Below are 14,030 nucleotides of genomic sequence, written 5' to 3' on the forward strand. Positions count from 1 at the left end.
CCTACGTCCGTCGCAAACTGATGGCTCACTCGGTGTACCAATCTCAGAGACAGTCCGTATTTACGCAAGTTCGATGGTGATTGATACCCCTGCAATGACTTATATCCGGAATTCAAACGGCGAAATTACTGACGAACTTACATACGATGATACTGTCTCATACCAAGCAGGATCGTGGCTAGTCGACCTCCACACTCCTGTTAAGACATACATCCGTGTAGAAGGTCCATTCTCAGTGACTGTCACCACTGATACTGTCGAAATTGAGACCAAGCACCTTTCAGATGTCACAATCGGTGTCCGAACCTATCGCCGTCATCCTACAACAACAATCACCACGACTGAGAATCCATCTGACATTGCATCTACAATCTCGCACCTCTCAGCGGGGTTGGAGACGCGATCACCAGAGCGATCGTTTCCGACCCTCCGGAACCATCCTCCGGCGGTTGAGGTTGGCGAACAGCTCTCGATCCCGTCGGCCATCGAGGGTTCAACTTCACCAGTCACTATCTCCCACCCATACACATACTCAAACCTCTATGCTGTCGCCCCACTTGCGTACTATCTCGATGCAACACTAACTGAGGGCGACCCCGCAATCCATGTTGACGGTCACGGCACTTGGGAACTTCCCCCCGACACATTCTCTGACCGATGCGCACAGTTGCTGAAGCAGTGTGTCTTGCTTGATTGTTTGACACGGACAGAAGGCCTCTATCCGACAATCCTTGAAGAACGGGTGCAGGTAGACTCTACTCTCGATATCGACTGGAAGACCATCTATTCTACCTCATTTGCGAACCGTACGGCGACGTACCTTGATATCGAGTATACAGAAATCGAGGACGTAGTACCGACGTGGCATGCGCGCGGATATGTACCACCTCAAGGCCAGTCTGTAGAGTACCTGCCGCATTTTTTGGATCAACTTACACCGATTGAAGCAATCGAACCAGAGCAGGTGCGTGGTGACGATGCCCGAAGACTTGCCTTACAACGGTTTCGCGAGAGTAACGATGTCCTGATGCGATCGGGGTCTGGGCAGTCGACATTTGACCAACAAATTCCTTTCGTCGATATTCCGACGCCGCCAGAGCGTGAGGCCCTGTGGGTTGGTGAGAGTATTCCGTTCGGTGCAAATCATCTACTCGCTGCCGGCATCCAGCGGTATCACGAGGCTGACCAGCCTGATGATTCTGAGATCACTGTTACCCTCGTGTGTAACGACAGCGAGATGACCGAGGAGATTGAAAGCGCCGAAGATATCTACGGCGCTCGCGAGAACGTTCGTCTCCGGGTCGATGCGTATCGAAATTTGACGACCGAACAGCTTGCAAAGCGGCTCACAGAGCCTTCTGATTTATTCCACTTCGTTGGCCACGCGTCGACTTCGGGTCTGCACTGTCCAGACGGTGTGCTCTCGCCTGCAACAGTGGATTCTGTTGGAACGCGCGCATTCTTTCTTAATGCGTGTTCGTCGTATCTGCCAGGGCGGGAACTCATTGAAGCCGGTGCAATCGGGGGTGTCGTTACATTGAGCGACGTAAACGAGCAGTCTGCACAACAGGTCGGTGTGATGACGGCGAATCTCCTCAGTATCGGATTCTCCCTACGAAATGCGCTGTGGATCGCTCGCGAGCAGAGTGTCGTCGGTAGCCAGTATATTTGCGTGGGGATGGATAGTCTCTGGCTAACACATCCGGACGGAGGCGGACTATACGCTGTTGACCTCACAGAGAGTTCGGTTGGCTGGCGCATTCGAGGGGCAAGCTATCCATCACTTCACGTTGGTATCGGTTCGATGATTGGCTACCCACTCGACGCAGAGGATCGAATGTCCCTCGTCGGTGGCAGTTTCCTTCGTCAAGAAATATCCGATGACGTTCTCAAATCCTTTCTTGAAGCCGATGAGAGCCCTGTACGGTACGACGGTGAGTGGACGTGGAGCGACCAGTTGCTCGAGACGTTGTGGGAGACCTGAGCATGGACGAAAGTTGAAGTCGGCGTACTCACAGCGACTCGTATGAAAGACATCGTCGCGACGGCCCTCGACAGTGCACGACAGCACCCCGATGCGTCTTCCTCTGCCGACGCCGGCGAGTTCGGTTTGCCTCGCTTCTGTTACATCGGCTGTGGCTCGTGGGGGTGTCAACGCGTTGCGGGCGGACTAGCCGACCGGAGCTACGACAGCCCCCCGCAGCTACCGCTCCAAGAACTTACCAGAAATATCTGCGTTGGAGACCGAGAAGCGATGCCTCCAGTCCGCGCCGACGAGTGGGTTGGTCACGACGCTGTCCGTAACGGGGAGTGCGATGGCTGTCACGACCAGCTTGCTGTAGACGCCACCGACGCCGACATCTGTCTGCTCGCGCTATCGCTCACGGACGCAACTGCAGTGGCGACAGCCGTTACCCTCGCGAGGAACGCGGAGGAGACGCCGGTCCTCGTCTTTGCGGCAACCGACGGGGAGCACGAGGACGGGACACTACAGCGTCTCGCGGCCGCCGCAAACGCGACGCTCCTGTTTGACGAGACTGTCGTTCGTGGTGGTCCCCTCGGCACCGCGGCGACACCCGCTAGCGAACTTGTTGCGCGGCTCGTTCGCGAGTTCGTGACGGACGCCGTCGAGCTGCCGACCATCTCTAGCGCGATCGGGACCCGGTATCCGCGCGTCGCCTCGCGCTGGGACACCGGCGGGCTGGCGATTCCCTCACTCGCACGACTGAGCTCCGAGACCACGACCGCGTCGACGCTCCGCGAGTCGCTGCTACCGCTCGCCCGCACGTCCGTGGAGACGGAGGCCTGGGTCGGGTACGTCGTCGGTGGAGAACAGTTCACGCTAGACGAATTCAATCGGCTTCGAACTGCCCTCCGGGCGACTGTTGGGGAGCGTGCGGCCGAAGAGGGGGTGCTTGCCGGACGCATCCATCCCGACTTGGACGACGCGCGCTACCTCACGCTTCTACGGATGGTCGGCGACCGCAGCTAGTTCGCCGGGGCAAGCGACACCTGTGGCTGCTCGCGCGTGGAGCCTACACACGGTCCGACCGAGACTGTTCCGGGTCACGAGGATAACTACAGCAGGTGTGTCGTTGCCCTACCACCGCACCGACCGGACGAACGTCGCCGCCCGCGACGGTGAGGGACACTCGATCTGTCCGGCGGTGTCCGCGACGACCCAGTTGTGTTGTTCCCGGCGGAGCGTCATCGAGCCGGTGGGACCGATTGCCACGAAGCGCCGCTCGGCGTCGCGGTCCCGATACACGGTCCACGACTCGGCCGCATCGACCTGCTGTAACGCCGTGACCAACACCGCCGGCGTGTCGCCGACGCGTGTTTCCGCGAGCGGCTCCATCGAACTGCGGCGTGCACAGCGCTCGTGATACCGTTGCATCCGGAAGCTCCGACCAGTGTCGTCCCCACCACGAGGTGCCACATGTTCACAACGGATTCCGAGTACAAAAGCGGTACTCGGGAACCGACGCTCGGGTGGGCGTTCGCTCGGCCGTCCGGGCCGTTCAGTCGTCAGCAGGTGTCGGACTCGACAGTTCGACCGCGCCGGCGTCGACACCCAACTCGTCCATGGCGGCCTGGGCGACGCGCTTGCCGGACACCAACATCGCGCCGAAGGTCGGTCCCATCCGTGGGAGTCCGTGGACCGTTGCGGCTGCCATTCCGGATGCCAACAGGCCGTCGTGGACCTTCCCGGTGTGCTCGACGACGGCGTCTTCGCTCTCGGCGACCCACATCGAATCGTGGCCGGGGGAGTCGTGGCCGGGTGCGCCGTAGCTCTCGTCGTCGGTCTGGTCCATCCCGGTCGAGTGCTCGGTGGCGTGTGCGATTCCGTCGGCCGTAATCACGTCTCGCTCGTGGAGCTTCGAGACGACGACCGCGTCGTGGCCGGTCGCGTCGATGACCAGGTCCGACTCGACGGCGATGGGGTCGACGCACGTGATCTCGCGCGGGAGCGCGTGGACCGGCGTCCAGTTCATCACGATGCCGCCGACACGGTGGTCGTCTCGAATCACCACGTCGGTGAACTCGGTCATGTTCTGGACGCGCGCACCGGCATCACACGCGGCCTTGATGAGCCCCGAACACGCTTCCGGCCCGCTCGCGACGTACAGCCCGTCGGCCTCGTCGGTCGCCTCGTACTCGACGCCGAGGTCGCCGAGAATCGTCTGTGCCGGCGACCGGACCGTCACCTTGTTCATCAGGAAGCCGCCGAGCCAGAACCCGCCGCCGAGGTAGTTGTTCTTCTCGACGACGGTCACGTCGACGTCGCGGTCGGCAAGCTCTTTCGCGGCCATCAGCCCCGATGGACCGCCACCGACGATGATGACCTCGGCTTCGGTGCTGTCCATGAACTCGTCGTGCCAGTCGTCTGCGATTGCACGGGTCACTTCCGCTTCGTCGACAGGCGCGAACCCATCAAAGTCGAACATACAACTAGGTAGTATTGCTAAGTAATAATAAAGCCCAGGGAGTGGTCGCGTCCCAGTTAAGAACAGCTGCACCGTTGAGGAAGCGAGACCTCAGGCAGATACGTCCCCACAACAGCCAAGATAGCCCCCGTGGTGTAGGTTTATAATGTGTGTGAGATGGTGAGCGACACCCCAGAACATCGGTTCTTTGCGGCGATATACGACCCTGCAACGGCGGTGGCTGAACGGACCGTCCTGCGTCCCCACCGAGAGTATCTCGTCGAAGAGCTCGGCGAGTCTGTGCTCGATCTCGGTGCCGGAACCGGCGGGATGTTTCCCTATCTCCCGACCGGAGGAGAGCGGAGGCTCCACGCTGTCGAACCGGATCCGCATATGTGCCGGCAGGCCCTCGCGAAAGCAGCAGAGCTGAACCTCGATATCGACATCAGTGACGCGAGTGCCGAGTCGCTTCCGTACGCTGACGACCGGTTCGACACCGTGATCGCCTCGATGGTCTTCTGTACGATTCCGGACATTGAGACTGCACTAACGGAAGTGTCGCGCGTACTGAAGCCCGGCGGGGAGTTCAGGTTCTTCGAGCACGTCCACGCCGACGGCTGGCGGGGCCGGGTGCAGACTCTCGCCACGCCAATATGGCGACGCCTCGCCGGCGGGTGTCATCTGAACCGGCGAACTGTTTCGCACCTGACCGCATCACGGTCGTTCGATGTCGTCGAAATCGACCGGCTGGACTTCGGAGTGACACCTGTTTGGCCGTTCGTTCGCGGGCGGCTCAGAAAGCGTCGCGGACCGTAGTCGAGTCTCAATCGTGTGTTGTGCTGTTGGACGGAAGCCACGGCGAGAACGCAGTCGACAGAATAAGGAGAACGCGTGTCCGTTAGCTTCGCCACCACTGCTGAACGCGGCGTGGAATCGCTTTCGCGAGCACGCCGCCGTATCGCATCCGTAGCGTCCCGAGCACGCCGTTGGGGACGTACAACACGAAGAGGACGAACAGGACACCGACGAACAAGGCGGCGTGCCCGTTCAGGAACGTGTCGATTGCCTCGGAGACGGTCACACCGTTGAACAGTTCGGTCGATAGTGTTCCTTCGCCAAGATTGGCACGGAGGTAGGGGAGGAGGCCGCCGCCACCGCCTTCCTTCGAGAGGAACTCACGCGCGCCTTGGTCGAACAGCCGTCCGTAGAGTGGCCCCGCAAGCGTGCCGAAGCCGCCGAGAATTGACGCGAGGAGCGCATCACCTGCGACGAGGAAGTAGAATCCGTTCTCGGGCGTGACGGACCGACGGAAGCCCGCGAAGAGTGCACCAGCAACGCCGGCGAAGAAGCCAGACATCACGAACGCGGACAGCTTGTACACGTAGGTGTTGTAGCCGATTGCGCGTGCCCGTTCCTCGTTTTCCCGAATCGCAATCAGTACACGACCGAACGGCGAGTGAACCAGTCGCTGGAGCAGCAGATAACAGACGAGAACGACCGCGCCGATAGCATAAAACGACACCTCAGTTGCCGACAGCGAGATGAAGCCAAACAAGCCCTCGATGGAGTCGCCCGTGAGCTGACCGATTGCCACGCTGAGCGATTCGACGCCGGGGATACCGATTCTGAACCCCTCGGTCGTCCCGGTCACAGCGACACCGTTCCGTGGCGCTGAGCCGACGAAGTCCCAGTCGCGGATGAACACGTACAGCACCTGTGAGAAGCCGAGCGTAATCATCGCGAAGTAGACGCCCGAAAGGCGGAACGATACGCTCCCGATGAGGAGTGCAACAACGGCTGCTGCAACGCCGGCAATCACTAACAGGAGCATGAACGGTGTCTCCGGGCCGAGAAGCGGAAGCTTCCCGTTCGCCGCGAGCACGACGAGATAGGCACCTGTTCCGTAAAATGCCGCGTGGCCGAAGGAGAGATACCCCGTGTATCCGCTGATGAAGTCGAACGACATCGCAAAGAGCGCGAAAAACAACACGACCACGAGCGTCTCGATTCGCGGGAGGAGTGCGGTGAACTCTGCGGACAGCGGTGAATTGACCGCCAGCGTGTAGATACCCGGATAGACGGCGAATACGAACACGACTGCCAGGTGGACCAGGTGGTCGCGCGCGTAGCGTAGCGGCCACGCGATGTCCGATTCCACCCGGTCGCCGTGTGGTTCGGACTGTCCGTCGGCAGCATCCGACGAGACAGCGTCGGAGGAGCTAATGGCCCCCCACCTCCGAGACGCCGTAGAGACCCTGCGGTTTCACGATGAGCATGACCACGAGCACGAGGAACACCATCATCTCGGGGAGTCCTGTGAAGTTGATGTGGTTCTGGAACCACCACGTCATGGTAGAGTCGACGAAACCGACCAACAGCGCAGCCACGACGGTCCCACGGAACGTCCCCAGCCCGCCCACGATAACGACAACGAAGGCGGGGAGGAGCGTCTCTGCGGCGAGGGGGACCGACGCGCCCCACGCGGGATCCCAGGCGAGTAACACACCGGCCGCGCCGGCGATACCGGTTCCCAGTGCAAACACGACGGTGAAGACCCGCCGAACGTCCACACCAAGTGCCGAGAGCATCTCGCTGTCCTCACTCCCGGCCCGGATGAACAGGCCGTACCGTGTCTGAGTCAAGAAGAGGTGCACGCCGGCGACAGTCAAGACGCCGAACAGAATCTGGAACAGTTCGAGACCGCCGATTGACGCACCGAAGATATCGACCGACTCGCGCAACACCGTCGGTTTCGTCCCGAGGACCGCCTGCCAGACGGTCGACGGCTGCAGCCCGTAAAACAGGATGACGATACGGGCGAGTTCGTCTAAGACGAGCGCGACGCCGAACGTCAGGAGAATCTGATACAGCGGTGGCCGGTCGTAGATGCGCCGGACCAGCTGTGTCTCGATTCCGGCCCCGAGCGCGGCGAGCACGCCGAACGCGACGACAATCGCGACGGCAAAGCCCAACAGCCCGGTCACGGTGGTACCGCCAGCAGCCAACGTCACCAAGACGAGTCCACCGAGGTACGCACCAATCATCGTAATCGAGCCGTGAGCGAAGTTCAACACCCCCATGAGACCGAAGACGAGCGTCAGCCCGGAGGCAATCATCACGTACAGTCCAGCCTCGGCGAGGCCACGCACGAGCACGTCGACTACGTTCCCCGGCGAGAGGAACTCGACGAGCGCATCGATAAACAGCAGTGACATCATGCCGAGAGATACCTCCGGAGCCGATCCGAGTCAGTGTCTACGTCTGCCGTTGCGCCGCTGTCGACGACCGTCCCGTGGTCGAGAATATAGAACCGGTCAGCGACATCGAGGGCCAACGGAAGGTTCTGCTCGACGAGAAGTATCGTCGTTTCCGCCGCCGTTTCTGCAAGGGTATTCGCGACGGTTTCGACAATCTTCGGAGCAAGCCCCTCGCTGGGCTCGTCAATCAACAGGAGGTCGTTCTCACCGACGAGGCCGCGAGCGATTGCGACCATCTGCTGTTGGCCGCCCGACAACGCCCCGGCGCGCGCGTTCTGTCGCTCGTCGAGGGCGGGGAACGTCTCGAACACGAGGTCGAGTTTTTCTTCAACCGCGGCCGCGTCCGGCACTGCAGCCCGAATGTTCTCGGTGACGGTAAGCTGTGAGAACATCCGTCGGTCCTCCGGAATCCACCCGATACCGCGCTCGGCTACCTCGTTGGTGTCGAGCCCGACGAGGTCCTCGCCGCGGTAGCGAACAGCTCCGTCGCGCGGCTGCGTGAGTTGGAGCACAGACCGAATCGTCGTCGTTTTGCCGACGCCGTTGCGCCCCATCAGAGCCACGACCTCACCTTCGTGTACCTCGAGGTCGACACCCTCGAGAATGTGGCTGTCGCCGTAGTAGCTGTGGACGTTCTCCAGCTCTAACAGCGGTGGCTCCCCTTCACTCATGCTGGCTCACCATCGGTCGCCAAGTCGCTCTCCGTCGGGTCGTAGCCGCCGAGATACGCCTCCTGAACGGCCGGGTCGCCGCGGACGGCTTCGGGCTCGTCGTCGGCAATCACCGCACCTTGGTTCAACACGACTACGCGGTCGGACACCTCCATCACGATGTCCATGTTGTGTTCGACCAGCAGCACGGCGTGGTCGGTTGCGACGTCCTCGATGAGGTCGATAATCCGTCCGACACTTTCTGAGGAGACGCCTGCATTCGGCTCATCCAAGAGGAGTACGTCCGGGTCGCCCGCGAGCGCGATACCGACTTCCAGTTGGCGCTTTGCGCCGTGAGAGAGCGCACTCGCCGGGGTCTCAGCTGCGTCGGCGAGCCCGACGCGGTCGAGGACTGCGTACGCCTCGTCGAGATACCGGTCGAGCGCGCCCGCGTTACGCCAGATGTTGAGCCGGTCCGGGCCGGCCGCTTGAGCCGCGACGCGAACGTTCTCCAGGACGGTTGCCCCGGGAAACACGTTCGTCACCTGGTACGACCGGTGGATACCCATCGCCGCAATCTCGTGCGGCTCAGCGCCGACGAGTGACCGCTGAGCACCGTCGTGGGGCGTGAATTCGATTTCGCCGTCGGTCGGGGAGAGGGCTCCCGTGAGGAGATTGAAGAAGGTCGTCTTCCCGGCTCCGTTGGGGCCGATTAGCGAGCAGAGCTCATTCTCCGCAAGCTCGAAGTCGACGCTATCGACGGCGGTGAGACCCCCGAACCGCTTCGTGAGTCCGTTGGTCCGGAGCATCTACAGCGAGCAGTTCATCTCGTCACTGTCGGCCGGGATAGTCGTCTCGTCCGCGGAGACGCGCGCGACCGGCTCGCTCGGCTGAACAGCCGCACCCCACGCGTCACTCCACTCGTCTGCCGTCGGCACGACGTCTGCGACGGTCATCTCGGAGCGCGCCTGGTTGTTGTACCCCTGGAAGGTGTACCCGCCTTCGCCTTTCGGGGTGTCTGTGACGGTCATCTCCCGCATCGCACTCGCGATGTCTGCCCCGTCGGTCGAACCGCTCTCCTCGACCCCCTGCACGATTGCCGAGGCGGCGGTGAACGTTCCAGAGGTAAACAGGTCTGGCACCCGGCCGTAGGCGTTGACGTACCTGTCGACGAACGTGTTGTTGATTTCGTTGTCGTACTGGTTCCAGTGGTAGCGGGTGGTGAACGGTCCGACACCGAGTCCGTCCAGCTTCTCCTGTGTCAGCGGCGTTCCCAACTGATTCTGGAGCAAGCCGCCGACGACGTTGTTGGTGATTTCGGTCGCGAAGCCACCGAACACCGTGAAGTCGTAATCACCCTGCAGATACGACGTGAACAGCGCCGGCAGCGTCGCGACGGTGAACCCGCCGACGATGCCCTCTGCACCCGCCTCGACGGCGTTGTCGAGCAGTCCCTCCCACTCGCCGTACCCCTGTGGAACGAACCGCTTCCCGACGATTTCGACCCCCTCGTTCCGGAGAACCGACTCGTAGTTGTTGACGACTGCGCGACCGAACGAGTAATCAGCGCCGAACAGAAAAACTCGCGAGACGTCGGATTCGCGTGCCACGTACTTGCCGCCGGAGCGCGCATCCATCGCCGTGTTCTCCGAGGCGCGGAAGATTTGTTCCCCACAGGTTTCTGCAGTTGCCGTCGCGGATGCGGACGCAGCAGGTCCCATCATGTACGGGACGCCCGCCTGCTTGGCGACGGTTTCGGCAACGCGGCTGGCCGCGCCTGAGGACGCACATCCAAACAGCATATCCACGTCTTCGCCGGTGACGAGGTTCGTCGCCAGCGACTGCGCGTTGTCGGCCGAGAACTGCGTATCTCGGATGTACAGCTCGTAATCGACGTCACCGACTGTGACCGTCTGTGAGCCGGATTCCGCGGTGACGCTCGGCTCCTCACCCGCCTTGTACGCGAGACCAGACGAGAACCCCCACACGCCCTGCTGGCCGTAGTACTGGAGGTCTCCCGAGATTGGTTGTAGTACGCCGATTTTGACCGTTCCTGCTGCGTTTGTCCCTTCCATTGTCGTTCCTGTTGGCGTCGTGTCTGTGTCTGTTCCGTTGCCACCGCCGTCGCCGTCGGTGCTGCTGGAACAGCCAGCGAGGCCAGCGAGGCCCGCCGCCCCAACTGTCGCCAGTGCACGTCGTCGTGTGATACCTGGGCTCATACAAAACTACCCTCATTGTATACCCCCATCAACTGCATCGTTAATATGTGAACATTGCCCACAGCAGCCGGTAGACGCGCTGCTATCGGCAAACGAGTGCGAACCTAGTCACAGCGGTGGTCCACCACTGAAAGTGGGGTCGAAGCGCGCAGTTACGTCACTTGTCGAGTTCGGTCATCACGTCGACCACCCGGGAGAGCATCTTCCGTTGCCCGCGCCGGAGATTCTTCGAGACCGCTGGCTTCGAGACATCGAACTCATCAGCGAGGGTGCTGAGTGTCGCGGACCGGGGACTCTCGAAATACCCCTCGTTGGCGGCCGTCTCAAGCGTCTGTCGCTCGACATCCGAGAGGTCCTGACACCCTTCGATGAGCTTCATCGCCGCGCCGGCGTTCTGGACGAACCCCTGTAAGTCGGGCATCTCCGGCGTCGTCCGTTCTAAGACGGTGTACTCGTTGTCTCTGTCGAGTCGAGAGAGCGTTCCGTCCGCCTCACCAGCGTCGTCGAAGCCGACGTGCCACACCTCGGAGCCGTCTGCGATATAAAACGGACCGGTGATGTATCCGCCCCCTTCGCGAATCGTTCCCATCGCAGCCGTCTCGTCAATCGCGGTTCGGATGTGAGCAACACCGTCCGTCTTCGAGATGAGATCGTACTCGTGGAGTGCATCGTGGTCGTGGAGCGTGTCGAGACCCTCATCGAGTGCGAAGGGGTCACTCGCCTCGACAGCCATTCGGGTTTGTAGCTGTTGTCGCGCCGTATCGAACTCCCAGTGAACCGCGGAGAAGGCTAGCTCGTGTTCCTCTGTCGCGTGGATGAACGGACAGTCGTACTGCTCCATATCCAGCGTGACATCAATCATAGCGCTCCCCGTTTCCGGTAACATTTGCACCGCAGAACATAAATCTATCCCAAACAATCATGTTGATGTCTACGATGAGTCGCCAAACCGGTCGCTAACGGCGTCTCTATCGATTTTCGACGGCCCGGCGTGAGGGAACTCGTCGACGAACGCGAGCGTCTTCGGATGTTTGAACCGCGCCAGCCGGTCGTCGAGAAACGTTTCGAGCCGCTCGATTGTGAGCGACTCGTCGCCTTTGATGACCGCTCGTCCGACCGTGCCCCAGGTCTCGTCTGGGACGCCGATAACGATTGCCTCCTCGATGTCTGGGTGGTCGGTGAGCGCATCCTCGACCTCGGCAGGGTAGACGTTCTCCCCGCCGCTCACGAACATGTTCTTCTTCCGTCCCTCGATGTAGTAGTAGCCGTCACCGTCGGCCCGGGCCAGGTCGCCGGTGGACACCCAGCCGCCGCCGAAGGTCGCTTCTGATTCGCTCGGGGATGCGAGGTATCCGTCGGCCGCAGCGGGGCTGGACAGTTCGAGCTCGCCCACATCGCCCGTCGGAACGGTGTTCCCGTCGTCGTCGACGACGCGGACACTGACGTGCGGACCGGGGACCCCAACTGAGGCTGCCTTCTCACGCGGCCAGTCGTCGGGCATCGCGAAGTTGTTCGGCCCACACTCCGTCAGCCCGTACCCTTGCGAGAGGTCGACGCCGCGGTCCCACCACGTCTCCAAGACATCACGCCGGCAGGGGCCACCGCCGGATTTGGCAAATCGGAGCGAGGAGAGGTCGGTCGCGTCCCACTGCTCGTGAGTCGCCATCATGCGTAACACGGCAGGAACAGCGACTAACACGGTGGCGTTTCGCTGAGCGAGCACTCGCAACACCTCCCCGGGGTCGAACTCCCGAGCGATAACGACGGTTCCGCCGACGTGGAAGAGTGGCACCGTCAACACGTTCCACCCCCCGGTGTGGAACATCGGGAACGGCATCGGCGTCGTGTCGGTCTGACCGAGGCCCCAGGCGGCGATTGTCGTCATCGAGTTCCAGTACACCGCTCTGTGGGGGATGACCGTCTCTTTGGGTGTTCCGGTCGACCCACCGGTGTGCAAGAGCAAGTGTGGGTCTTCGAGGCTGGCCGGTGACTCCGTTGGCGTCGCTGGCGCCCTCGTTCGAGCAGTATCCAGCGATGTTCCACAGGGCGTGTCGGTTTTCGCGTCCGGATTCTGTTCACCGACGAGGAACGTTTCGGGGTCATTGGCCCCCGACAGCAGCGGGTCGAACAGCTCTGTAAGCGACGCCTCAACCACGAGAGCAACGGGGTCGACTCGCGCTGCTAACTCTTCGAGTTCGGGAGGGGCCAATCGGTGGGAGACGGGGGCGAGCACCGCCCCGAGTTTTCCCGTCGCAAAAAAGAGGTCGACCAGTGCGGGCCGGTTTCGCGAGACAGCAAGCACGTGGTCGCCGGCTTCTACGCCCGCCTCAGTGAGGGCTGTAGCCGTTTTCTCGGCGCGCTCATCGAGCGCTGCGTACGTGTACTCCGTTCCGGTCGTCGCGTCGACGAGTCCGACCCGGTCCGGGGAGAGTGACGCGCGCCGGCGGCTCCAGTCACCGACCCAGTCGGGGGCGAACTCAGCCATCGGTGAGAAATGCGCTCAGTCGCTCGTTCACTCGGTCGGCCTCCTCGATGAAAAAGAGGTGTGAGCCGCCCTCGACGATCATGGCGTCGGCGTCGTCGATTCCATCGAGTAGGAGTTCACTGTTCTCGACGGGGAGCACGCGGTCGGCCGTACCATGCATCACAAGCGTCGGCACAGCAACGTCGTCCAGCCGGTCTGCCACGTCGAACGCAGCGACAGCGCCCGCCTGCGCCTCACGCGCGACTGGAGGCGCATCCGAGTCGACCCTCGCGTCGATAATCGACTCGATGAGGTCCGGATTCGCGTCCATGAAGCCGTCTGTCACCGCCGGAGCCATCTTGTGTCGGATGGCCTCGCGTTCGGTCGCGCCTTCCGGTACGTCGAACATCCGTGCCATCGTCTCGTCTGGTGTCGGGACGGCGTCGTCCCCGCCCGGTGACGTACACGCGAGCGTGAGCGACGCAGCCCGGTCGTACGCGAGTGCGTACTGAAGCGCGACCATACCACCCATCGACGCTCCGACGACGTGTGCCGCGGTCGTGTCGGTTGCATCGAGGACCGCTTCCAGGTCCCCGGCCATCGCTTCGATACTGTACGGCGGGTCGGGGACCGTCGATTCGCCGGTGCCGCGATTATCCCACAAAACAACGCGATACTCGTCGGCGAGCGCGTCTGCCTGCCACTGCCACATCCAGCGCCCGTAGCCGAGTCCTTCACAGAAGACCACCGTCGGGGCAGACGCCTGCCCACGAACCTCGTAGGCGATCTCGACCCCGTCGTGTTCTGCCAGAGGCATATCTACTCCCACAACACCCCCCACTATCAACAGGTCCATTCACATGTTAACCCAGTCGCGAGCGGGAGCACACCGCTCACCAGTAGCTCGGTTACTGAAGTGACGACCCGCGTCCGGCAGAAATGATGTATTCTCAATGTATCAGAGTCACCGGTAGCATTTTATTAGTGAACTGCTTGGCTGCGTACGCACCGAC

The 14,030-nt window shown here is 61.7% G+C and carries 13 protein-coding genes; 3 read left to right on the forward strand and 10 right to left on the reverse strand.

Going from position 1 to position 14,030, the window contains the following annotated elements; translation table 11 throughout:
• The first annotated feature begins 73 nt into the window (after positions 1 to 73).
• Both DM818_RS00210 and DM818_RS00215 read left to right on the forward strand, forming a co-directional pair.
• Positions 74 to 1,984 (forward strand): hypothetical protein, encoded by a 1,911-nt coding sequence (locus tag DM818_RS00210; protein WP_172977265.1) that lies wholly within the window; start codon positions 74 to 76, stop codon positions 1,982 to 1,984.
• A 42-nt stretch (positions 1,985 to 2,026) separates the two neighbouring features.
• On the forward strand, positions 2,027 to 2,992 hold the full coding sequence (locus DM818_RS00215; RefSeq protein WP_143823764.1) for a hypothetical protein: 966 nt from the start codon (positions 2,027 to 2,029) through the stop codon (positions 2,990 to 2,992).
• A 108-nt stretch (positions 2,993 to 3,100) separates the two neighbouring features.
• Here the strand turns inward: DM818_RS00215 and DM818_RS00220 are convergent, their stop codons facing one another.
• Together DM818_RS00220 and DM818_RS00225 are read right to left on the reverse strand one after the other, a co-directional pair.
• Positions 3,101 to 3,439 carry a hypothetical protein gene (locus DM818_RS00220; RefSeq protein WP_143823763.1) on the reverse strand — a complete coding sequence of 113 codons (339 nt, stop codon included), beginning with the start codon at positions 3,437 to 3,439 and terminating at the stop codon, positions 3,101 to 3,103.
• Positions 3,440 to 3,521: 82 nt separating this feature from the next.
• A complete protein-coding gene (locus DM818_RS00225; RefSeq protein WP_075936240.1) occupies positions 3,522 to 4,448 on the reverse strand; it encodes a sulfide-dependent adenosine diphosphate thiazole synthase in 927 nt (308 codons plus the stop codon).
• A 156-nt stretch (positions 4,449 to 4,604) separates the two neighbouring features.
• Between DM818_RS00225 and DM818_RS00230 the strand changes: the two genes are divergently transcribed.
• Positions 4,605 to 5,243, forward strand: a complete 639-nt coding sequence (locus tag DM818_RS00230; RefSeq protein WP_123124045.1) for a class I SAM-dependent methyltransferase — start codon at positions 4,605 to 4,607, stop codon at positions 5,241 to 5,243.
• 82 nt (positions 5,244 to 5,325) lie between these two features.
• Here DM818_RS00230 and DM818_RS00235 read toward each other — a convergent pair whose 3' ends face one another.
• The 8 genes from DM818_RS00235 to DM818_RS00270 all read right to left on the reverse strand — a co-directional run bounded on the left by DM818_RS00235 (position 5,326) and on the right by DM818_RS00270 (position 13,834).
• On the reverse strand, positions 5,326 to 6,495 hold the full coding sequence (locus DM818_RS00235; protein WP_172977326.1) for a branched-chain amino acid ABC transporter permease: 1,170 nt from the start codon (positions 6,493 to 6,495) through the stop codon (positions 5,326 to 5,328).
• Positions 6,496 to 6,646: 151 nt separating this feature from the next.
• Positions 6,647 to 7,633 carry a branched-chain amino acid ABC transporter permease gene (locus DM818_RS00240; protein ID WP_123124606.1) on the reverse strand — a complete coding sequence of 329 codons (987 nt, stop codon included), beginning with the start codon at positions 7,631 to 7,633 and terminating at the stop codon, positions 6,647 to 6,649.
• Between the two features lie 8 nt (positions 7,634 to 7,641).
• Positions 7,642 to 8,355: an ABC transporter ATP-binding protein gene (locus DM818_RS00245; protein WP_123124044.1), complete on the reverse strand. Its 714-nt coding sequence runs from the start codon at positions 8,353 to 8,355 to the stop codon at positions 7,642 to 7,644.
• The gene (locus DM818_RS00250) at positions 8,352 to 9,143 is read right to left on the reverse strand and encodes an ABC transporter ATP-binding protein (RefSeq protein ID WP_075936237.1); all 792 of its coding nucleotides are present in this window, start codon (positions 9,141 to 9,143) and stop codon (positions 8,352 to 8,354) included. The genes DM818_RS00245 and DM818_RS00250 overlap by 4 nt, the downstream gene beginning before the upstream one ends.
• Positions 9,144 to 10,553 carry an ABC transporter substrate-binding protein gene (locus DM818_RS00255; RefSeq protein WP_075936236.1) on the reverse strand — a complete coding sequence of 470 codons (1,410 nt, stop codon included), beginning with the start codon at positions 10,551 to 10,553 and terminating at the stop codon, positions 9,144 to 9,146. It lies immediately after the preceding gene.
• 157 nt (positions 10,554 to 10,710) lie between these two features.
• On the reverse strand, positions 10,711 to 11,415 hold the full coding sequence (locus tag DM818_RS00260) for a helix-turn-helix domain-containing protein (protein WP_075936235.1): 705 nt from the start codon (positions 11,413 to 11,415) through the stop codon (positions 10,711 to 10,713).
• 69 nt (positions 11,416 to 11,484) lie between these two features.
• Entirely contained in the window at positions 11,485 to 13,038 is a 1,554-nt protein-coding gene (locus DM818_RS00265; protein WP_153952185.1) for an AMP-binding protein, read from the reverse strand.
• Complete coding sequence (locus DM818_RS00270; protein WP_075936233.1) at positions 13,031 to 13,834, reverse strand: alpha/beta fold hydrolase; 804 nt, start codon at positions 13,832 to 13,834, stop codon at positions 13,031 to 13,033. Before DM818_RS00270 ends, DM818_RS00265 begins: the two co-directional genes overlap by 8 nt.
• Positions 13,835 to 14,030: the final 196 nt, after the last annotated feature.

The organism is Halosegnis longus (assembly GCF_009663395.1).
GTDB classification, from domain to species: domain Archaea; phylum Halobacteriota; class Halobacteria; order Halobacteriales; family Haloarculaceae; genus Halosegnis; species Halosegnis longus.

Bases quoted from the DNA above. Each gene is read 5' to 3' on its own strand.
- DM818_RS00245 (WP_123124044.1), bottom strand. From the start codon at position 8,355: ATGAGTGAAGGGGAGCCACCGCTGTTAGAGCTGGAGAACGTCCACAGC.
- DM818_RS00230 (WP_123124045.1), top strand. From the start codon at position 4,605: ATGGTGAGCGACACCCCAGAACATCGGTTCTTTGCGGCGATATACGAC.
- DM818_RS00270 (WP_075936233.1), bottom strand. From the start codon at position 13,834: ATGCCTCTGGCAGAACACGACGGGGTCGAGATCGCCTACGAGGTTCGT.
- DM818_RS00225 (WP_075936240.1), bottom strand. From the start codon at position 4,448: ATGTTCGACTTTGATGGGTTCGCGCCTGTCGACGAAGCGGAAGTGACC.
- DM818_RS00265 (WP_153952185.1), bottom strand. From the start codon at position 13,038: ATGGCTGAGTTCGCCCCCGACTGGGTCGGTGACTGGAGCCGCCGGCGC.
- DM818_RS00260 (WP_075936235.1), bottom strand. From the start codon at position 11,415: ATGATTGATGTCACGCTGGATATGGAGCAGTACGACTGTCCGTTCATC.
- DM818_RS00215 (WP_143823764.1), top strand. From the start codon at position 2,027: ATGAAAGACATCGTCGCGACGGCCCTCGACAGTGCACGACAGCACCCC.
- DM818_RS00250 (WP_075936237.1), bottom strand. From the start codon at position 9,143: ATGCTCCGGACCAACGGACTCACGAAGCGGTTCGGGGGTCTCACCGCC.
- DM818_RS00210 (WP_172977265.1), top strand. From the start codon at position 74: ATGGTGATTGATACCCCTGCAATGACTTATATCCGGAATTCAAACGGC.
- DM818_RS00255 (WP_075936236.1), bottom strand. From the start codon at position 10,553: ATGAGCCCAGGTATCACACGACGACGTGCACTGGCGACAGTTGGGGCG.